The sequence below is a fragment of the Enterobacter sp. 168J2 genome (assembly GCF_034107265.1).
GTDB lineage: Bacteria > Pseudomonadota > Gammaproteobacteria > Enterobacterales > Enterobacteriaceae > Enterobacter > Enterobacter nematophilus.
The window spans coordinates 1517959-1538739 of record NZ_JAWNEB010000001.1 but is presented as its reverse complement, the minus strand read 5'-3'; the positions used below and the strand labels follow the sequence as shown (position 1 = coordinate 1538739).

Annotated in this window: 20 protein-coding genes and 1 pseudogene; 12 read left to right on the top strand and 9 right to left on the bottom strand. The window is 54.3% G+C overall.

The genetic code is table 11. The features are described 5' to 3' along the window. Positions 1-14: 14 nt before the first annotated feature. The gene (locus USG84_RS07365) at positions 15-2648 is read right to left on the bottom strand and encodes a PqiB family protein (protein ID WP_253542433.1); all 2634 of its coding nucleotides are present in this window, start codon (positions 2646-2648) and stop codon (positions 15-17) included. Then, the gene (gene yebS / locus USG84_RS07360) at positions 2617-3900 is read right to left on the bottom strand and encodes a membrane integrity lipid transport subunit YebS (protein WP_061097893.1); all 1284 of its coding nucleotides are present in this window, start codon (positions 3898-3900) and stop codon (positions 2617-2619) included. Before yebS ends, USG84_RS07365 begins: the two co-directional genes overlap by 32 nt. A gap of 132 nt (positions 3901-4032) precedes the next feature. Between yebS and USG84_RS07355 the strand changes: the two genes are divergently transcribed. From USG84_RS07355 to htpX, 4 genes are all read left to right on the top strand, one after another. Next, positions 4033-4530: a GAF domain-containing protein gene (locus tag USG84_RS07355; RefSeq protein ID WP_008500476.1), complete on the top strand. Its 498-nt coding sequence runs from the start codon at positions 4033-4035 to the stop codon at positions 4528-4530. Positions 4531-4626: 96 nt separating this feature from the next. Then, on the top strand, positions 4627-5313 hold the full coding sequence (proQ, locus tag USG84_RS07350; protein WP_014884292.1) for an RNA chaperone ProQ: 687 nt from the start codon (positions 4627-4629) through the stop codon (positions 5311-5313). Between the two features lie 19 nt (positions 5314-5332). Continuing rightward, the gene (prc, locus tag USG84_RS07345; protein ID WP_320738220.1) at positions 5333-7381 is read left to right on the top strand and encodes a carboxy terminal-processing peptidase; all 2049 of its coding nucleotides are present in this window, start codon (positions 5333-5335) and stop codon (positions 7379-7381) included. 193 nt (positions 7382-7574) lie between these two features. Next, positions 7575-8456: a protease HtpX gene (gene htpX / locus USG84_RS07340; RefSeq protein ID WP_010432647.1), complete on the top strand. Its 882-nt coding sequence runs from the start codon at positions 7575-7577 to the stop codon at positions 8454-8456. 50 nt (positions 8457-8506) lie between these two features. Here htpX and USG84_RS07335 read toward each other — a convergent pair whose 3' ends face one another. After that, positions 8507-9880 (bottom strand): MFS transporter, encoded by a 1374-nt coding sequence (locus tag USG84_RS07335; protein WP_253542428.1) that lies wholly within the window; start codon positions 9878-9880, stop codon positions 8507-8509. A gap of 178 nt (positions 9881-10058) precedes the next feature. On the opposite strand from USG84_RS07335, the gene kdgR reads away from it, so the two are divergent. Beyond that, positions 10059-10850: a DNA-binding transcriptional regulator KdgR gene (gene kdgR / locus USG84_RS07330; protein ID WP_151412483.1), complete on the top strand. Its 792-nt coding sequence runs from the start codon at positions 10059-10061 to the stop codon at positions 10848-10850. Between the two features lie 64 nt (positions 10851-10914). Here kdgR and USG84_RS07325 read toward each other — a convergent pair whose 3' ends face one another. Next, entirely contained in the window at positions 10915-11154 is a 240-nt protein-coding gene (locus USG84_RS07325; protein WP_041909477.1) for a YobH family protein, read from the bottom strand. A gap of 159 nt (positions 11155-11313) precedes the next feature. On the opposite strand from USG84_RS07325, the gene mgrB reads away from it, so the two are divergent. The 7 genes and pseudogenes from mgrB (at position 11314) to rlmA (ending at position 16546) form a co-directional block, all read left to right on the top strand. After that, entirely contained in the window at positions 11314-11457 is a 144-nt protein-coding gene (mgrB, locus tag USG84_RS07320; RefSeq protein ID WP_006175995.1) for a PhoP/PhoQ regulator MgrB, read from the top strand. Positions 11458-11531: 74 nt separating this feature from the next. Then, positions 11532-11822 (top strand): YebO family protein, encoded by a 291-nt coding sequence (locus USG84_RS07315; protein WP_061097897.1) that lies wholly within the window; start codon positions 11532-11534, stop codon positions 11820-11822. Positions 11823-11845: 23 nt separating this feature from the next. Further along, positions 11846-12835, top strand: coding sequence for an MBL fold metallo-hydrolase (locus USG84_RS07310; protein ID WP_080442009.1), 990 nt, complete (start codon positions 11846-11848; stop codon positions 12833-12835). A gap of 524 nt (positions 12836-13359) precedes the next feature. Then, a pseudogene (locus tag USG84_RS07305) lies at positions 13360-13504 on the top strand (DUF2627 domain-containing protein). 13 nt (positions 13505-13517) lie between these two features. Then, a complete protein-coding gene (cspE, locus tag USG84_RS07300) occupies positions 13518-13727 on the top strand; it encodes a transcription antiterminator/RNA stability regulator CspE (RefSeq protein ID WP_001062678.1) in 210 nt (69 codons plus the stop codon). Between the two features lie 217 nt (positions 13728-13944). Then, the gene (gene ftsI / locus USG84_RS07295; protein ID WP_061097899.1) at positions 13945-15663 is read left to right on the top strand and encodes a peptidoglycan glycosyltransferase FtsI; all 1719 of its coding nucleotides are present in this window, start codon (positions 13945-13947) and stop codon (positions 15661-15663) included. 67 nt (positions 15664-15730) lie between these two features. After that, a complete protein-coding gene (rlmA, locus tag USG84_RS07290) occupies positions 15731-16546 on the top strand; it encodes a 23S rRNA (guanine(745)-N(1))-methyltransferase (protein WP_253542426.1) in 816 nt (271 codons plus the stop codon). Here the strand turns inward: rlmA and mntP are convergent. From mntP to manX, 5 genes are all read right to left on the bottom strand, one after another. Next, complete coding sequence (mntP, locus tag USG84_RS07285; protein WP_061099650.1) at positions 16543-17109, bottom strand: manganese efflux pump MntP; 567 nt, start codon at positions 17107-17109, stop codon at positions 16543-16545. The genes rlmA and mntP overlap by 4 nt on opposite strands. A 399-nt stretch (positions 17110-17508) precedes the next feature. After that, a complete protein-coding gene (locus USG84_RS07280; RefSeq protein WP_061097901.1) occupies positions 17509-17967 on the bottom strand; it encodes a DUF986 family protein in 459 nt (152 codons plus the stop codon). Between the two features lie 54 nt (positions 17968-18021). After that, complete coding sequence (locus USG84_RS07275; protein WP_006810994.1) at positions 18022-18873, bottom strand: PTS mannose transporter subunit IID; 852 nt, start codon at positions 18871-18873, stop codon at positions 18022-18024. A 12-nt stretch (positions 18874-18885) separates the two neighbouring features. After that, positions 18886-19686 (bottom strand): PTS mannose transporter subunit IIC, encoded by an 801-nt coding sequence (gene manY / locus USG84_RS07270; RefSeq protein WP_003859914.1) that lies wholly within the window; start codon positions 19684-19686, stop codon positions 18886-18888. Positions 19687-19733: 47 nt separating this feature from the next. Next, the gene (manX, locus tag USG84_RS07265) at positions 19734-20702 is read right to left on the bottom strand and encodes a PTS mannose transporter subunit IIAB (RefSeq protein WP_061097902.1); all 969 of its coding nucleotides are present in this window, start codon (positions 20700-20702) and stop codon (positions 19734-19736) included. Positions 20703-20781: the final 79 nt, after the last annotated feature.

The following is a 20781-nucleotide window of genomic DNA, read 5'->3' as shown; positions in this document are numbered from 1 at the left end:
CGGAGCCTGTCAGATTAACGCGGCAGGGCTGTTCCCCATTCGCGCCACTCTTTCGGTTCGCTTTCCAGCAGCAGGAAGTGTTTACCCGACTGCGCTTTCGGCGCCAGCGGCGTTCCCGGCGGGGTGGCAAACGCAATACCGCCGCGGATGAACTGGTTGAAGGTACCGGTTTTCACCACGCCACCCGTCAGGCCAAAGTCCAGCGAATAGCCGGACGCCAGCCAGAACACCGAGTTATTACGCACCAGGTGCTGGTAACGCTCGCTGATGCGTAACGCCACCATCACGCGGTCGGAGAGCGTGCCGAGCGTGAGGCCCGTTACCGTACCCACCTCAATGCCGCGGAACAGCACCGGCGTACCGATGCCAAGCGAGCCCGCTTCCGGCACTTCCACCACAATGCTCAGGCCGTCAAGATAGCGCGAGTCGGTGATGGTGGCTTCCTGCAGCTCGAAATCACGACGGGCTTTGCCCTGGCCGGGCTCGACGTTAATGTACGGCTGCAGAATGGTGTCGAGATGCTCAACGCCTGCGGCCGAAATCTGCGGGGTCACCACCGAGAAGCGGGAACCCGAGCGGGCGAAGGTCTGCACATATTCCGGATAAAGCACCGCGGTGGCCTGCACCTCGTTACGCGAGGTGATCAGCGTCAGCTTCTGGATCTGCCCGATATCAATGCCCAGGTAGCGGATTGGCATGCCTTCAGCCAGCTTGCCGGCATCGAACGCATGCAGGGTAATCTGCCCACCCACGGCACGCGCGGCGGTTTCGGACGGGAAGAGGATCCGTTTATCGCCTTTGCGCAGGTTCGCGCCCGCGCCGCTGAGGTTATCGAAGCTGATCGCCCCGCGCAGCGCGCGTGAGAGCGGTGAGGCCTGCACGGTCAGGCCGTTGCCGTTAAGCTGCACCTTCGCGCCGCCCTCGGCCCAGAAGACGCTGTTTGGCGTCAGCAGCTTGCGATACTCCGGTTTGATATGCAGTTCGATATCAAACGCGTCGGCACGCGGGCGAACGGCGATCACCTCCCCAACCTCAAACTTGCGGTAGAGCACCACGGAGCCCGCCTGAACGTCCGGCAGCGTCTCGGCGCTTAAGGTCAGGGTAGTGGTTGGCAGATCGCTCAGGCTGTTTTCAATCGCTTTGTCCAGGTTGGCGTAGAGCGGGTAGCTGTCGCGAACGGGGCCTTTACTGCCCGGCAAAATGCGAATGCCGCCGTTAACCCATTCGCTGGCGCTGGCGCCGAGGAACTCCACGCCGTCCAGGCCCACCTTCACGTCGACGCGGCTGTTCACCACGAATTTACTATCGCCATGGACGAGGTTACTGTATTGCGGATCGATAGCCACCGAGAAGCTCACCCCATTTTCGGAGAGCGTTCGCTCCAGCACCTGACCTACCTGTACGCCGTGCAGAATCAGCGGCTGACCGGCCTCAATGCCGTAACTCTCGGGCGCATTCAGCGTAACCGTCACGACGCCCGGTTTTTGCAGCAGCGCTTTGTCCGCCGGGGCAATCACGAAGCTGTTGCTTGGCTTTCCTTCACCGGGGATCAGTTCAAAGGTATTTCCGGTCAGCAGCGCGCTGAGGCTGGCATCGTTCAGAGAGAGCTTCGGACTGCGCATCTCGATGCGCGTTTTCTCGCGCAGGAGATCGACCACGCTCGGATCGACCGTCATTTCGCCGGTCACCGAGCCGCCCGGGTTGAGCGTCATTTTGGTGAGCTGTCCGACCTGTAACCCCTGGTACATCAGCGGCGTTGAACCCGCTTTCAGCCCTTTGGCATCAGGCAGAACAAGCTTAACGATCACGCCACGCTGGCTGTGCGCCAGATCCGGGTATAAACCGAACGTGTCATCGGCCGTGGCAGGGCTTGAGTTTTCCGGGGAGTCAAAGGCAATGGCACCGTTCACCAGCGCGGCCAGGCTCTCAAGCTTCACTTTTGCGCCGCTCAGGCTGAGGTCGGCGTCCACGCCGGAGACATTCCAGAAGCGGCTGCCTTTTTTCACCAGATTGGTGAAGCGACGTTCGATCAGCACATCAATGGTTACGCCCTGTTTGTTTGGGTTGATGGTGTAATCGTACACGCGGCCAACCGGAATCTTGCGGAAGTAGACCAGAGAACCGCTGTTCAGCGAGCCCAAATCCGGTGCCTGAAGATGGATCATCAGATCGCCGTTATTGAGGCGGTATTTCGGCTGCGTATCCAGCGCGACAAAGTGATCCTGCGGTTCACCCTTGCCCGGCATCATGCCGATGTAGTTACCGCCAACCAGCGCATCCAGCCCGGACACGCCGGCCAGAGAGGCTTTCGGCGTTACCAGCCAGAACTGCGTTTCGCTGCGGAGGGCATCCTGCATGTCAGATTTAATACTGACCCGCACCTGAATCTTGTTAAGCCCTTTTCCAAGGGAGATGTCCTGAACCGTACCGACTTCTACCCCCTGAAAACGAACGGGGGTTCGCCCGGCGACGATGCCGTCGGCGGTCTGAAAATCAATGGTGACGGTACTGCCGCGATCTTCATAGCTCGTCCAGATAAGCCAGCCCGCAATCATCAGGGCGATGACGGGCAGCAACCAGAATGGCGAAATGCGGCGTTTAGTTTTAATTCTCGCTTCAGTCGGCGAAGCGGGGGTTTCCTGACTCATGTGCATCCCAAAGTAAGCGGCTATCCAGCCATTCCACAGCAAGAATAGTCAATATCACCGCAGAGCCGAAATAAAAAGCCGCGGGTCCCATAGTAAAAGCAAGAAGCTGGTCGCGATTGATCAGCGACATCATCAGCGAAATCACAAACAGATCCAGCATTGACCAGCGGCCAATCCAGGTGACGAATCGCAGAAGCAGAATACGGGTACGTAAACCTTGTTCACACTTAAAGTGAATGCTGACGAGCAGGGTAAACATCACTATCACTTTGGTAAAGGGAACCAGGATACTGGCAATAAAGACGATGGCCGCCACCCCAACGTTACTGTGCGCAAGGGAGATAATACCGGAAAGAATAGTATCTTCCTGACGGCCACCGTTCACGTAAATAATGGATATCGGCAGCATATTGGCCGGGATCAGAAATACCAGGGAGGCAATCAGCGCCGCCCAGCATTTTTGCAGGCTGTTGTTGCGTCGTAGCCTCAGCGGTATGTGGCAGCGCGGGCAGCGTCCACGCTTGTCGGGCAACCCAGTGTAATGGCATCCCAGACAGACGCGGAGGTTTTCATCCGGGCGGGTGGCAGGGCGCTGGGGGTAAAAACGTTCCCAAAGCTGCTCAACGTTCAGGTGGATCAGCGTCAGGATGCTGAGCAATACCAGGCAGATAAAGGCGAAAAGCCCGACGCCCGGCTGTAGAAAGGCATAGTCCTGCACCTTGATTGACGCCACGCCCACGCCCACCAGATAGATATCCAGCATGATCCACTCTTTAAGCTTTTCCAGCATCAGCAATACCGGACGCAGGTTCATCCCCAGGATGTTACCAAACCAGAGGTAGGCAATGGCGGCAACCAGCACCAGCGGCGCGCCGACAACGCAGAACAGCACCATGGCGGCGGTGAGGGGATCGCCCTGGCTCGTCATCTGCCAGATACCCTGCAGCACGTTGGCGTCAATGCGTACACCAAGCAGGTAAAGCTTCAGCAGCGGTTCGGTCCAGGCGAAGGGCATCAGCAGCAGCATGGTAACGGCCATGGCGGCAAGGCGGGTTAACGACCAGTCGCGGCCGTCACGAATTTTAGCGTCGCAGCGGGGACAAAAGGCGCTTTGGTGCGATTTCATCTTCGGCAACATAAAAAGCGTATCGCACTGGGGGCAACGCTGATAATGTGCACGAGGCAAAGCTTCGCTTACCGTATGGACAGTTATCTTTTTTGTCGGCGTAATTTTGGTTGTTTTTAAGGCCATCAGCTGCGCGCAAATAAGTATTGTTGAACGTTATATTAACTCATGAACGGATTCATCTTGAGCATGAGCGCATTTATTGCTTATTTTAATAGGCTATGCGGTAATTTTGTAAGACAACTAAGTGATTGAATAATGAACAAAACAGAATTCTACGCGGATCTGAACCGCGATTTTAAGGCATTGATGGCGGGTGAAACCAGCTTCTTAGCCACTCTGGCAAATACTAGCGCATTGCTGTTCGAACGGCTATCCGATGTGAACTGGGCTGGCTTTTATCTTCTGGAAGGTGAAACGCTGGTGCTGGGGCCGTTTCAGGGCAAACTGGCCTGCGTGCGCATTCCGGTAGGGCGCGGCGTATGCGGTACCGCGGTGGCCGAGAATCAGGTTCAGCGCGTGGAAGATGTTCATGCGTTTGACGGCCATATCGCCTGTGATGCTGCCAGCAATTCAGAAATCGTTCTGCCGCTGGTGGTAAAAAATCAGATTATTGGCGTTCTGGATATCGACAGTACGGTCTTCAGTCGCTTTACAACCGAGGACGAACAGGGGCTGCGCGAGCTGGTGGCGAATCTGGAAAACGTCCTCGCTGCAACCGATTATCAAAAATTCTTTGCGAGCGTCGCAGGATAATCAACGGATAACGTAGCATTTACTGATAGCGTCATTATAATGACGCCTGTTCATGCCTGCGCTTGTTGGCAACGTCCGTTGTAATCAGGAAATTTCATGGAAAATCAACCTAAGTTGAATAGCAGTAAAGAAGTTATCGCATTTCTGGCCGAGCGTTTCCCGCAGTGCTTCAGCGCGGAAGGCGAAGCTCGTCCCCTGAAAGTCGGTATCTTTCAGGATCTGGTGGCACGTGTTGAAGGGGAAATGAACCTCAGCAAAACTCAGCTGCGTTCTGCCTTACGTCTTTATACTTCGAGCTGGCGTTACCTGTACGGTATCAAACCGGGCGCGACCCGCGTGGATCTCGACGGCAACCCTTGCGGCGAGCTGGACGAGCAGCACGTTGAACACGCGCGTAAGCAGCTGGAAGAAGCCAAAGCGCGCGTTCAGGCACAACGTGCAGAACAGCAAGCGAAAAAACGCGAAGCCGCAGCGGCAAACGGCCAGGAAGAAGCGCCTCGTCGTGAGCGTAAACCACGCCCTGCGCCGCGTCGTCACGACAATAACGATCGCAAACCGCGTGCAGACAAACCAGCAGCGAAAGCCCCTCGCGCGCCTCGTGAAGAGCCGCGTCATACTCCGGTTTCTGACATTAACGCCCTGAGCGTGGGTCAGGCTCTGAAAGTAAAAGCGGGCAACAACGCAATGGACGCCACCGTACTGGAAATCACCAAAGATGGCGTTCGTGTACAGCTGACTTCTGGTATGTCAATGATTGTACGCGCAGAACACTTGTTGTTCTGAAACGGAGGCCAAGCCTGGCATGAACACTTTTTTTAAGCTCACCGCGCTGGCGGGCCTGTTTGCCATAACAGGTCACGCTTTCGCAGTGGACGATATCACGCGTGTTGATCAAATTCCGGTACTCAAGGAAGAGACGCAGCACGCGACGGTAAGCGAGCGTGTAACCTCTCGCTTTACCCGCTCGCACTATCGTCAGTTCGATCTCGATCAGGCCTTTTCGGCCAAAATCTTTGACCGCTATCTGAACTTGCTGGACTACAGCCATAACGTTTTGCTCGCCAGCGATGTCGAGCAGTTCGCTAAGCGCAAATCCGAGGTGGGTGATGAGCTGCGGTCAGGCAAGCTGGATCTGTTCTACGATCTCTACAACCTGTCGCAAAAGCGCCGCTTTGAACGCTATCAGTACGCGCTGAAAGTGCTGGAACGTCCGATGGACTTCACCGGCACCGACACCTTTAATCTCGATCGCAGCAAAGCGCCCTGGCCGAAAGACGAAGCCGAGCTGAACGCGCTGTGGGACGGAAAGGTCAAATACGACGAGCTGAGCCTCAAGCTGACCGGCAAAGATGAAAAAGAGATCCGCGACACGCTGACGCGTCGTTACAAATTTGCCATTCGTCGTCTGGCGCAGACCAACAGTGAGGATGTCTTCTCACTGGCGATGACCGCCTTTGCCCACGAAATCGATCCGCACACCAACTATCTTTCTCCACGCAATACCGAACAGTTTAATACCGAGATGAGCCTGTCTCTGGAAGGTATTGGCGCGGTGCTGCAGATGGACGATGACTACACGGTGATCAATTCCATGGTCGCGGGCGGCCCGGCGTCCAAAAGCAAAGCGATAAGCGTAGGCGATCGCATTGTGGGGGTAGGACAAACCGGTCAGAGCATGGTTGACGTCATTGGCTGGCGTCTGGACGATGTGGTTGCGCTGATCAAAGGTCCGAAAGGCAGCAAAGTTCGTCTGGAAATTCTGCCTGCCGGTAAAGGCACCAAAACCCGTATCGTGACCCTGACCCGCGAGCGTATCCGTCTGGAAGACCGCGCGGTGAAAATGTCGGTGAAAACCGTGGGTAAAGAGAAGGTGGGTGTCCTGGATATCCCTGGCTTCTACGTGGGGCTGACAGACGATGTAAAAGTTCAGCTGCAGAAACTTGAGAAGCAGAACGTGAGCAGCGTCATCATCGACCTGCGCACGAACGGTGGCGGTGCGCTGACCGAAGCGGTGTCGCTCTCAGGCCTGTTTATCCCGTCTGGCCCGGTGGTACAGGTGCGTGATAACAACGGTAAAGTTCGTGAAGATGCTGATAACGACGGCGTGGTCTATTACAAAGGCCCGCTGGTGGTCCTGGTTGACCGCTTCAGCGCGTCCGCATCTGAAATCTTTGCCGCTGCAATGCAGGACTATGGCCGCGCGCTGATCGTGGGTGAACCCACCTTTGGTAAAGGTACCGTTCAGCAGTATCGCTCGCTGAACCGTATTTACGATCAGATGCTGCGTCCGGAATGGCCTGCGTTGGGCTCTGTTCAGTACACCATTCAGAAGTTCTACCGCGTTAACGGCGGCAGTACGCAGCGTAAAGGCGTAACGCCGGATATCATGATGCCGACCGGCACGGAAGAGACCGAAACCGGCGAGAAGTTTGAAGATAACGCGTTGCCGTGGGACAGCATCAATGCTGCGACCTTCGTGAAGGCGGGGGATATGACGCAGTTTGGCCCTGAGCTGCTGAAAGCGCATAATGAACGCATCGCGAAAGATCCGGAATTCCAGTACATCATGAAGGACATTGCGCGTTTCAATGCCCTGAAGGATAAGCGGAATATTGTTTCTCTGAACTACGCTCAGCGTGAAAAAGAGAACAACGAGGATGATGCAACGCGTCTGGCGCGTATCAACGATCGCTTCAAGCGAGAAGGTAAGCCTCTGCTCAAGAAACTGGACGATCTGCCAAAAGATTACCAGGAGCCGGATCCATACCTGAACGAGACGGTGCATATCGCGCTCGACCTGGCGAATCTGGAAAAAGAGAAGCCTGCCGTACAGCCCGCTCCGGCAAAATAATCTCCCAACAGGCACAAGAAATTGTGCCTGTTTCTTTTTGTTCTGCATCCTTCCGTCAGGCTGATTTCCAATTGTGTAAAGTTGTGTCTTTCTGGTGACTTACGCCTACCGGATGCTTGAAAATAGCCGCAATACCCATACGATGTGGGTAATCGCATAGTGCGTTTTGTTAAACTGAGGTTAAAAGAAAATTATGATGCGAATCGCGCTCTTCCTGCTCACCAACCTGGCGGTGATGGTGGTTTTCGGGCTCGTGCTAAGCCTGACGGGAATTCAGTCGAGCAGCGTTCAGGGTCTGTTGATTATGGCGCTGCTGTTTGGTTTTGGTGGCTCTTTCATTTCCCTGCTGATGTCAAAGTGGATGGCGCTGAAATCCGTAGGCGGTGAGGTAATTGAACAGCCGCGTAACGATATGGAACAGTGGCTGATGAATACGGTGGCGCAGCAGTCTAAGCAGGCAGGCATTGCGATGCCGCAGGTTGCTATCTACCATGCCCCGGATATTAACGCGTTTGCTACGGGTGCCCGTCGTGATGCGTCTCTGGTTGCCGTGAGCACCGGATTGTTGCAGAACATGAGCCGTGACGAAGCCGAAGCGGTTATCGCGCACGAAATCAGCCATATTGCCAACGGTGACATGGTGACCATGACCCTGATCCAGGGCGTGGTGAACACCTTCGTTATCTTTATCTCCCGTATTCTGGCGCAGATTGCGGCTGGCTTCATGGGCGGCAACCGTGATGAAGGTGAAGAGAGCAACGGTAACCCGCTGATCTACTTTGCTGTATCGATGGTGCTGGAACTGGTGTTCGGTATCCTGGCGAGCATTATCACCATGTGGTTCTCTCGTCACCGTGAGTTCCACGCGGATGCCGGCTCTGCGAAGCTGGTAGGTCGTGAGAAGATGATTGCAGCCCTGCAGCGTCTGAAAACCAGCTACGAGCCGCAGGAAGCGAACAGCATGATGGCCTTCTGCATCAACGGCAAATCAAAGTCGCTGAGCGAGCTGTTTATGTCTCACCCGCCGCTGGATAAACGTATTGAAGCGCTGCGCAGTGGGGAATACCTGAAGTAACGCTAAGCGCTTAAATAAGCCGGGCTGGAGAAGACTCCGCCCGGCTTTTTTTATGCCTGAACGTCGGGTTGGGTTACGCGCAATCCGCTGACGATGGCCGCCAGGGTGGCAAGAACGCCTGCGGTGAGAAGCGCAACGTGGTTACCGTTTTGCCCGGCAAGGTTAAACATCAGGGCAACCAGCGCCGCCCCGGCGCTTTGCCCCAGCAGACGCGCGGTCCCCAGCATGCCGCTGGCACCTCCACTGCGGTGGCGCGGCGCCGCGGTAATAATGGTGTGGTTGTTGGGGGACTGAAACAGGCCAAACCCGGCACCGCACAGGATCATGCGCCAGATGATGTCCAGATCGGTTGGCGATGACGGAAGCAGCGCCAGCGCGAAAAGACCTGTTGCCATCACTGCGAGCCCCACCGCACCTAACAAACCGGCATGTACGCGTTCTATTAAATAACCGGCAAGCGGTGCCATCACCATCGTCGCCAGCGGCCAGGGGGTTAACAGCAGCCCGGTCTCCACTTCGGAACGTCCTATCACGCTTTGCAGAAAGAAGGGCAGTGAAACCAGAGCCAGCATCTGGGCGCAGAATGAGCAGACGGAGGTGCAGATGGAGAGCGAAAAGAGGGGAATTCGCAGCAGATCGACCGGCAGTAAGGGCACCGGCAGGGCAAGCTGGCGGCGAACAAAGAAGAAGCCGATCGCCAGCAGGGCAACAAGCTCCACGGCGGTAAGCATCAGGGATTGACCCTGCGCAAAACCGCTCAGGGCGGTAATCAGCAGACCAAAGGTGAGCGCATTCATCACCGCGCTTGCCACGTCAAAGCGCGGCATGCTGCTTTTCGGGCCGTTAGCGGGGAGAAAACGCAGGGCAAAGAAGATAGCCACGATACCCAGCGGCACGTTTATGGCGAACAGCCACTGCCAGGAGGCGACAGAAAGTATGGCTGCCGCAATGGTTGGCCCGGCGGCAGATGAGACCGCGACAATAAACGAGTTTATCCCCATGCCTCGCCCCAGATGACGCTGCGGATAGATCAGGCGGATTAGCGCCGTATTGACGCTCATCAGCGCCGCGCCGCCAAAACCTTGCGCGATGCGCGCCAGCGTCAGCGTATGCAGAGAGTCCGAAAGGGCGCACAGCAGTGATGTGAAGGTAAATACCACCAGCCCGCACTGATATACCCGACGGTAGCCGAACATATCGCCCAGAAAAGAGAAGGAGAGCAGGGAAACCACAATCGCAATCTGATAGGCGTTAACAATCCATATCGAACTGGCCGGGGAAGCATGCAGATCGGTGGCAATGGTGGGAAGGGCAACGTTCGCAATCGCGCCGTCAAGGACGGCCATTGAGATACCAATAATAATCGTAGCGATAGCGCCATACCGCTGGGGCAAAGGCAGTCCATCGGAAAGGTTCTTTTCCATCGGGGATAAATAGCTCAGAGTGAAATTATTCTCAGGGTAACTATTTTAGCATCGTTAACACCGTTTTATGTCGCAGATTTGTAACGAAGTAAACGCGGATTGATTGCAGGTAACATGACGGGAATTTATAATAAAAACCGGTTCTGATTTTTATAAAACACTCTCTATGAGGTGGTAAATGGCAATTGCGGATTTGGATAAACAGCCAGATTCTGTTTCTTCCGTGCTGAAGGTGTTTGGCATCTTACAGGCGCTCGGGGAAGAGCGTGAAATTGGTATCACAGAGTTGTCACAGCGCGTGATGATGTCAAAAAGCACCGTTTACCGCTTTTTGCAAACCATGAAATCACTGGGTTACGTTGCACAGGAAGGCGAATCTGAAAAATATTCTCTTACGCTGAAACTGTTTGAACTGGGTGCCCGGGCATTGCAAAACGTGGATCTGATCCGTAGCGCGGATATTCAGATGCGTGAGATCTCCCGCCTGACCAAAGAGACTATCCACCTGGGTGCGCTGGATGAAGACAGCATTGTTTACATCCATAAAATCGACTCCATGTATAACCTGCGCATGTATTCGCGCATTGGTCGTCGCAACCCGCTTTACAGCACGGCCATTGGTAAGGTTCTGCTGGCGTGGCGCGATCGTGAAGAAGTTAAACAGATCCTCAATGGCGTAGAGTACAAACGCAGCACTGAACGGACCATTACTAACACCGATGAGTTATTAACGGTGCTCGACAAGGTGCGTGAACAAGGGTACGGCGAAGATAACGAAGAGCAGGAAGAAGGGCTGCGCTGCATCGGCGTTCCGGTGTTTGACCGCTTTGGCGTCGTGATCGCGGGGTTGAGCATCTCTTTCCCCACGCTTCGCTTCTCGGAAGAGCGCCTGCACGAGTATGTGGCTATTCTGCATACCGCCGCGCGTAAGATTTCTGAACAGATGGGTTACCACGACTATCCGTTTTAACCCAGGCTAACATAAAAAACGCCGCATCTTTGCGGCGTTTTTTATTCGTCGTTAACGCTGTGGCTTAGCCATTATCAATCACGACGGAGGTCTTACGCAGTACCGGGCAGTTGGTTAACCCAATGATCCCGCTATCCGAATGGAGATACTGCGCCGTGCTGACTCCCTGTGCTGTTAAATACTTACATTGAATGCCTAACCCTGCGGCGTTTTCGGTGCTTCCCACCAGCACGCCATAACCCGTTAAAAGCAGGCCAATCCAGAGTATCGCCAGTGCAACAATTGTACGAATAATTAAGCGCATTATTACCTCTTTATCGTTGTTATCATGACGATAGCCTAAACGGTTTACGTAATGAAACAAGTGCAGGATTCTGAAAAGAGCCTGATGGCGCTACAGTTAGTCCTTGTTTAAGATAACCGTGATAACCTGGTCATATCAGGTCTTTAAACGGAGTGTGGAGTGAAAAAAATACGCTGGGTGATTCTGATTATCGTGCTGATAGCGTGCGTGGTGTTGTGGACGCAGACTATCAACGTGATGTGCGATCAGGATGTACAGTTTTTTAGCGGCGTTTGCGCAATCAATAAGTTTATTCCGTGGTAGCACGCATTTTTTCTTCAGGTGATTTCCTTCCTTCGCGCCAGTGGTAAAATAGACGTTTTTATTGAGGTGGTGAAATGGGTGAGTTACTGAATTCAGGGCTGCTAAATATGGCATCCCTGACGATCTCTTTGGTTGTTCTGCTGGTGGGGCTGGTCATTTGGTTTTTCGTAAACCGTGCCAGTTCACGTACCAACGAGCAGATCGAACTGCTTGAAGCGCTGCTTGAGCAGCAAAAGCGACAGAATGCGCTGTTGCGTCGTCTGTGCGAGGCTAACGAGCCGGAAGAGAAAGAAGTATCAAAAGAAGCGGTCGCTGAAGAGAACAACGATCAAGACGATTTTATTCGCCTGGTGGCTGAACGCTAATCGTATGATTCCGGGAGGTGGCTGTGGTCTGGAAAAATCCCTGGTATGACCCCTCCCTGAAGCATCACACCCCAAACGGTTTTCGTAACACCACTTCTGCAGGACACCAGCCTGGCGATCTTGACCGCTGGCGCAAAGAGCGTAAAGAAGCCGGCTTACCGAAGCCGCCCGCCCTCGGCTACGATGACTTTATCCGGCAGTGGTGGCAACCGGCCGATCTTCAACAACCGCAGGAGGATGGGGCGTGGTGGCTCGGACATGCGAGCATACTGCTGCAGCTGGACGGCAATATCCTTCTTACCGATCCCGTTTTTTCACGGCGTGCTTCTCCGCTCCCTTTCTTAGGGCCGCAGCGTAGAACGCCTCCGGCACTCTCTGTCGATCAACTGCACCAGCTTGACGCGGTCGTTATCTCGCATAACCATTACGATCATCTTGATGAATTCACCGTTCGCCATATTCTCAAACGCTTTCCCGACGTCAGCGTGTTTGTTCCTTTAGGCCTGGGCGGCTGGTTTCGTCGCCGGGGCGCAAAAAAGGTGGTTGAGCTCGACTGGTGGCAGAGTTTTACCTGGCAGGGGATGACATTAACCGCCGTACCGGCGCAGCACTGGAGTATGCGCACGCTCTGGAACCGCAATCGCTCATTGTGGTGCGGCTGGGTCTTTGAAGGGCGGCACCACCGGTTCTGGTTTAGTGGCGATACCGGCTATTCGCCCGAGCTGCTGTTGATACCGGAACGTCTGGGGAAAATTGATGCTGCAGCATTGCCCGTTGGCGCCTATGCTCCACGATGGTTTATGGCCGTACACCATATGGATCCTCAGTCTGCCGTTGCGCTGTGGCAGCAGTTAGGTTGCCCTCTGGCATTCCCTGTTCACTGGGGCGTGTTTGAGCTGGCGGATGAAGCGCTGGATGACCCCATAAAAGAATTAACTGACGCGCTGGACAGTGTAGCACCAGTTAATAATCCTTTCAGGATACTGAAAATTGGCGAATATTTATCCTTATAAACGAAGCGACAAATTGTTGCATATATTGTGTATGTATTCGGTGCCTGGAAAGTTTTATTTTTATCGAAACGTTTTGCTTGCCTTGTTTTGATGCAGAGTCATAAAAATTTCATTATTTTGGTGCATAACACTGTTTATTACCTGATGCATTTTAATACAGAAGGGTGCGGATTATTAACATCGCTTTTGGCTGAAACAATACGGTCACGTTACAATGATTTAAGCATAAGTTTTCACAATTTGTTCTAACTCAATCAACGCCGAAGATTTCTTTTCCCGTCTGCTGGACGCATTGTAATGATTGAGCTATGTTAAAAAAGTCTTAGATTACAGCGGCTGCGCAAGCAGCGTTGAGTCTGTGTAAGGGAGTATAGCCGTCTGTTTGTGAAGCGCATAATTGTGCAAATCCTTACAGACAGTGTTCGAATTTGTGCGGCGGATCGAGACATGTTTAAAAATGGCTTGCCATATTAAACATAGTGTGTGATAACACGTTTTGGGTCAAACGAGGTACAGTTCTGTTTATGTGTGGCATTTTCAGTAAAGAAGTCCTGAGTAAACACGTTGTCGTTGAATACCGCTTCTCTGCCGAACCTTATATTAGTGCCTCATGCAGTAATGTCTCAGTTTTATCTCAGTTAATGCCTGCGGGCTAAGAAAACACTCTAAGGAATTTTGCAAAATGGCAAAGATTAAAGGTCAAGTTAAGTGGTTCAACGAGTCTAAAGGTTTTGGTTTCATTACTCCTGCTGACGGCAGCAAAGACGTGTTCGTACACTTCTCTGCAATCCAGGGTAACGGCTTCAAAACTCTGGCTGAAGGCCAGAACGTTGAGTTCGAAATTCAGGACGGCCAGAAAGGCCCAGCTGCAGTTAACGTAACTGCTATCTGATCGAACCGCTGCTGACTGGGGCGCACAGCGCTTCACTCTCAGACATAAAGCCTCGCATCATGCGGGGCTTTTTTATTCCCTATCTTTCAAAATATTACTATCTTCCGTCTTGTTAGCAACTTGTTGCAAAGCTGCGAGGTTAGTATCACAGTTTCGCCTCCCTAAACGCATCTTTTCTCGTTAAATCAGAGCGTTGTTTAACAGTCCTGGGGTTCAGGTGAAGAAGAAATTGATATTAACCGCTGGCAATTTCACGCCGGCGCGTTTTGCGCTGCTCTGTTTCGCTATTTTCTGCAGTCTGGCCTTTTTACTTGGCCGCGTTGCCTGGCTACAAATCATCAAACCTGACAATCTGGTGAAGCAGGAAGATATGCGTTCCCTCCGTCAGCTGGCGATTGATGCGCCGCGTGGGATGATTATGGATCGTGAAGGGAGACCTCTGGCGGTCAGCGTGCCCGTCCGGGCCGTATGGGCCGATCCTAAAACGGTGCTGGCAAAAGGGGGCGTTGGTTTTGATGAACGCTGGCAGGCCCTGGCGAGCGCGCTGCATCTCTCGTTGAGCACCCTTTCATCACGGATTAACGCCAACCCCCAGGGGCGCTTCATCTACCTGGCGCGTCAGGTCGATCCTGCTCAGGCGAAGTGGATTGATAAGCTTAATCTGCCGGGGATTAATTTACGCGATGAATCCCGCCGCTTTTACCCGGCAGGCCACGTGGCGGCGAACCTGATTGGCTTTACCAATATTGACGGGCAGGGCATTGAAGGGGTGGAGAAAAGCTTCAATGCGCAGCTAACGGGAAAAGCGGGTGTCCGACAGGTCAGGGAGGATCGCTATGGTCGCGTGGTTGAAAACCTGACGGAAGTGGCGCCCACGCCGGCGCATAACATCCAGTTGAGTATTGACGAGCGTCTGCAAACCATTACCGAGGATGCGCTGGACAATGCCGTGGCCTGGAACAAGGCCGAGTCAGGGGCCTCCGTGTTAATTAATATCCCCACCGGGGAAATACTCGCTATGGCGAGCTATCCGGATTTCAACCCTAATAACCGGGAAGGCGCGACGATAAATGATTTTCGCAACCGGGCAATCAGCGATACGTTCGAGCCCGGTTCGACCGTCAAGCCGCTGGTGCTGATGACGGCCCTGCAGCAGGGGCTGGTCCAGCCGGACAGCGTCATTGATACCCACCCGTATACCCTTGACGGGCACCGTATCCGCGACGTGGGTTATTATCCTGAACTGACCATGACCGGGATCCTGCAAAAATCGAGCGACACCGGCGTATCCCGGCTCTCGCTGGCGATGCCTGTCCAGCATCTTATTGATACCTATCGAAACTTTGGGTTTGGCACCAACACGGGGCTGGGCTTGACGGGCGAAAGCGCCGGGCTGTTGCCACAGCGTAAATACTGGAGCCAGCTTGACCGCGCCACCTTTGCCTTTGGCTACGGCCTTATGGTCACGCCGCTTCAGCTGGCTCACGTCTACGCGACGATTGGCGGCTTCGGGCTTGAGCGTCCACTCTCCATCACCCGCATCGATCCCCCCGTTATCGGCCACCGCGTCATGCCGGAGGAGATCGCCCATGAAGTGGAGCACATGATGGAGAGCGTCGCGCTGCCCGGCGGCGGGGGCGTTAAGGCCGCCGTTCGCGACTATCGCGTGGCGGTGAAGACCGGGACGGCGAAGAAAATTGATGATAGCGGCAAATATGTCGATAAATACGTCGCCTATACCGCGGGCGTTGCGCCTGCCAGCGACCCGCGTTTCGCCCTGGTGGTGGTGATTAACGATCCTCAAAACGGGGCCTACTACGGCGGGGCGGTTTCCGCGCCGGTCTTCAGCGAAATCATGGGCAACGTGCTGCGCCTGGAGAATATCAAACCCGATGGCCTGCCTGCCGGTTCTGATCACCTTATCGTCATGCGGTGATCCAGCCGTTTTATAGCGGGGCGAATAGCGGTACACTTCGTCCTTTGGTTTATGTTCCGGAGTTGTCATGTCCTTCAGCTGTCCCCTTTGCCACGCGCCCCTGATGCGCACAGATAAAAGTTATGCCTGTCCGCAGGGACATCAGTTTGATATGGCGAAAGAAGGGTACGTGAATCTTCTTCCGGTGCAGCACAAGCGCTCCCGCGATCCGGGCGATAGCGCAGAGATGATGCAGGCGCGCAGGGCGTTTCTCGATGCCGGGCACTATCTGCCGCTGCGGGAGACGGTGGCGCAGATGCTGGGTGACATGCTGCCTGACTCCGCGTCCGCCATGCTTGATATCGGCTGCGGGGAAGGGTACTACACCGCACGGTTTGCGGATGTGGTGCATGAGAAGGGGGGAGTGACATTCGGTCTCGACGTGTCGAAAGTGGCGATCCGCGCGGCGGCTAAACGTTACGCTGGCGTGACGTTCTGCGTGGCATCCAGCCACCGGCTGCCGTTTGAGGATGCCAGTATGGACGCCGTTATCCGCATCTACGCGCCGTGTAAAGCAAACGAGCTGGCGCGCGTGGTGAAGCCCGGAGGCTGGGTGATAACAGTCACGCCGGGCCCGCGTCACCTGATGGAGCTGAAAGGGCTCATTTACGACGAGGTGCGCCTGCATGCCCCACACTCAGAACAGCTGACAGGCTTTACTCTGAAGCAGGAGCGCTCGGTGGCGTATGAAATGAATTTGAACGGGGAAGAAGCGGTAGCCCTGCTGCAGATGACGCCGTTCGCGTGGCGGGCAAAGCCGGAAGTATGGGATGCGCTAGCGGCGCGAACGACGTTTGGCTGCCAGACGGATTTCAGTATCCACGTCTGGCAGCGCGACGCTTAAGGCGCGAAGTGTGCCCAGAGGATCTGGGCACCAATGCCGATCAGCACAATACCGCCTAAGATTTCGGCGCGTTTACCCAGCAGCGGGCCGATAAACCGCCCGACCATCATGCCCAGCGTGGACATAATCAGCGTTGCACAGCCAATAGCCAGCGCGGTGGCGATAATGTTGACCTGCAGGAACGCCAGACCCACCCCGACGGCCATGGCGTCCAGGCTGGTGGCGATTGCCGTAGTGACCAGCAGCCAGAAGCCGTGGCGGTGCAGCGGCGCTTCATCTTCATCATCATTCCCGCGAAAACCTTCAATCACCATTCGGCCACCGAGAAACACCAGCAGGACGAAGGCAATCCAGTGGTTCCACTCCAGCACGAACTGGCTGGCGAGCATGCCTAAACCCCAGCCGATGAGCGGCGTCAGCGTTTCGATGGCACCAAAGATCAGACCGGTGCGCAGTGCTTCTGAGAATTTAGGTTTGTGGAGCGTGGCGCCTTTGCCGATGGAAGCCGCAAATGCGTCCATGGACATGCCAAAAGCGAGAAGGATCGTAGCGGAGATGTTCATAAGAGCGTCCAGACCGGGGATATCCATATGACACATCACTGCCCCCAGTAAACAGCAGTTGATGTATCTATGGTCTCGCCTGATCCCTTTTGCACGGTAAGCGTGCTGAAAGCGATCCGTACGCGCCACGTTTTTCAACGAGTATGTTGACACGTACATTTCCTGCGTGCAGGAAATCGGCTACTCCCCAACGACGGGCGCAACCTTAACATATTTTGAGAATATAAAACAACAACGAGAAAGGCTTAATTTATTCGCTTGTTTGATAACGATTTTCATTTAGGTTTATGCGTGAAAATATCGTTAATAAATATAAGTGAAAGAGGAGGGGAGATATAGCAACGGCTATATTCTTTGTGAAAGAATATCACAATATATAGCCGAGGTTATAATAATAACTCATTGAGTTTTAACGAGTAATTTGTAGATTTTCTCAAGGTCATCAATATTTTTGACCCGAATGAGCAGGCGGCGTTGTTCTAATTGCATCACTAACACGCCGTCTTCGGATAAATTCATCTCTTTAATGCGGTTATATTCTATCCATACGTTGGCGAAGAAGAATCCGTGTTTTTTAAAAATGAGCTTTGGCGAGCGGATCCAGAACAGGTAAATCGCCATTAATGCCAGCGCACATAATAACCATGTGGTTAATATTGCACCGTGGCTGGTCACGTTATTGTAAATCAGAATGACCACCAGGCCGGCGAAGATAAATGCATCAATGCGCCCTCGGCGCAAGAGGGGAAGGGTCAGCAGCGTCTCGCCGTGGCGGCGAGGCATAATGAACTCGTCGTAGATGGCATAAGCCAGAAGGGCAACAATAAACAAAACCAGTACGATGTCCGTAACAGTCATTCATCCTCCAGATAAAAAGACCGGGGGCAAGCCCCCGGTCGATAACGCAAAGTCTTACAGGCCCAGCAGGCCGACAGCGTAACCCGCGATACCGATGACGAAGAAGCCAACGATGATCCACAGCGGGTTCACTTTCTTACGCAGCAGCCACATACAGGCGAAGGTCAACAGCAGCGGCACCAGGCCAGGCATCAGCTGGTCCAGAATCGTCTGCACGGTGGTGACGCGGGTCTGACCATCCTGACCGGTGATGGTCGAAACCACCAGCGGGATGTTCACGTGCGTCCACTTGTTAACCAGCGCCCCCATCACAAACAGGCCGAGAATTGACGCCCCCTCGGTCAGTTTCTGCAGGAAGCCGCCGCCCATATCCTTAACGATGTCCACGCCCTTACGGTAGCCGTAGGCCACGCCGTAGTAACGGGTCAGCAGACGCACCGCGTTGAACAGGATAAAGAACAGCAGAGGCCCGAGCAGGCTGCCGCTCATCGCGATCCCGGCACCCAGGGCCGCGAAGACCGGACGAACGGTACCCCAGAAGATAGGGTCGCCCACGCCGGCCAGCGGACCCATCAGACCGACTTTGATACCGTTGATAGCACCATCGTCAATCTCCGCGCCGTTCGCACGCTGCTCTTCCATCGCCAGCGTCACGCCCAGAACTGGAGCCGCAACGTAAGGATGGGTGTTGAAGAATTCCAGGTGACGCTTAATCGCCTGACGGCGCGCTTCGTTGTTTTCCGGATACAGGCGTTTGATCGCCGGTACCATGGAGAAGCAGAAGCCCAGCGCCTGCATACGTTCGAAGTTCCATGAACCCTGAAACAGGTTAGAACGGATGAACACGCCACGAATATCACCCGGAGTGAGTTTTTTCTCGGTGGTAGTTTTTGTCATATCAACCATTTCGCTCACCTGTTAGTCCAGTTCGTTATCGAGATCGTTGTTACCAGCAGCCTGCGCTGGGGCACCCGCAACGCGGTTGTATTTCGGGCTGAGCTGGATGTAGAGAATCGCCATCACGGCACCAATCACGCCCAGAGCAACCAGGTTGAAGTTGGTGAATGCAGCGGTGACGAAGCCGAGGTAGAAGAACGGCATCAGGTAGCCTGCGCGCATCATGTTGATGACCATCGCGTAACCCACCACGACGATCATACCGCCCGCGATGTTCAGACCGCTGGTGACCACTTCAGGGATCGCGTTCAGCATGCCCTGAACTTCACTGGTGCCGACAGAGATCGCAACGATAACCGCCGGGATTGCGATACGCATCGCCTGCAGGAACAGGGACGACACGTGGATCCAGGAGAGCGCCGTGAGGTTGCCGTTTTCGGCCGCCTTATCCGCCGCGTGCTGGAAGGCCACGGTGATAGTACGAACGATGATGGTCAGCACCTGGCCTGCTGCGGCCAGAGGAATGGCCAGGGCGATACCTGCACCGATACTCTGATGACCGGCAATAACCAGAACGGTTGAGATGATAGAGGCCAGTGCGGCATCTGGCGCAACGGCTGCACCGATGTTCATCCAGCCCAGGGCGATCATTTCCAGCGTACCCCCGATGATGATACCGGTTTTCATATCACCCAGAACGGCACCAATCAACGTACAGGCCACCAGAGGACGGTGGAACTGAAATTCATCAAGTACGGATTCCATACCCGCAATACACGCGACGATGAACACCAGCACAATCTGAAGAGTGGTAATCTCCATTGTACTTCTCCTATAACATAAGCTTTATGTGAAAAACCGGCGCGGGCTTATTTCCCAACTTTACCGATCAAATCCATCATTTTCAGTTTCTGGTCAGTGGAAACCTTACGGGCTTCCAGCTCAATACCGCGGGCATTCAGCTTGTTGAACGCCTCGATATCTTTCGCATCGACTGAAATCGCGTTGTTGACCTGCGTTTTGCCCTGACGGAAAGCCATACCGCCGATGTTCACGGAGGTGATTTTCACGCCGCCTTCAACAATGCGCTCGACGTCTGTCGGGTTCGTAAACAGGAGCATCACGCGTTCACCCGCATATTTCGGGTTGTTGTAAACGCGGATCATCTTGGCGACATCCACCACGTGCGCGGTAACGCCCGGTGGTGCAACCTGAGTCAGAAGGGTTTTACGGACAGTGTCGGCGGCCACTTCGTCACTGACCACGATGATACGTTGTACGTTGGTCTCTTTGGTCCAGCGTGTCGCAACCTGTCCGTGAATCAGACGGTCATCAATACGCGCCAGACCGATGACCATGTAATCGTTCGGTCCCATCGGTTTTGCCGGTGCCGCTGCTTTCGGTGCCGCCGCAGCCGGGGCAGGGGCGGGTTTTTCAACCGGCTGAGCTTTCAGGGCTTTCACCCCTTCGCGACCGGTTTCAACGGCCAGCGCGACCAGCTCATCGAAGCTCGGGTTGTCGTCGCGCGCCATAAAGGTTTCCACCAGCATAGGAATGTTAACCCCGGCGACGACTTCATAATGCTCTTTATCGACGACAATACGGCTGGCAGCATTAAACGGACTGCCGCCCCATGTATCGACGAGAAACAGCACGCCTTTGCTGGTATCCAGCTTCGCGAGTTGAGCGTTGTACTTCTCAATCAGCGTCTCGGCATTTTCACCGGGAACGAAATCGATCCAGCCGACGTTTTCCTGCTCGCCCAACAGCATCTCTGCCGTTTTGAGTAGCTGCTCAGCAGCCCAACCATGTGTGCCTATGACAATAGCAATGGTCACTTGCTACCTCCTTTTATTATCATTAATACGCCTGCCGGACAGACGTACTGAGAATCGTATTGGCGAACCGAATCGATTC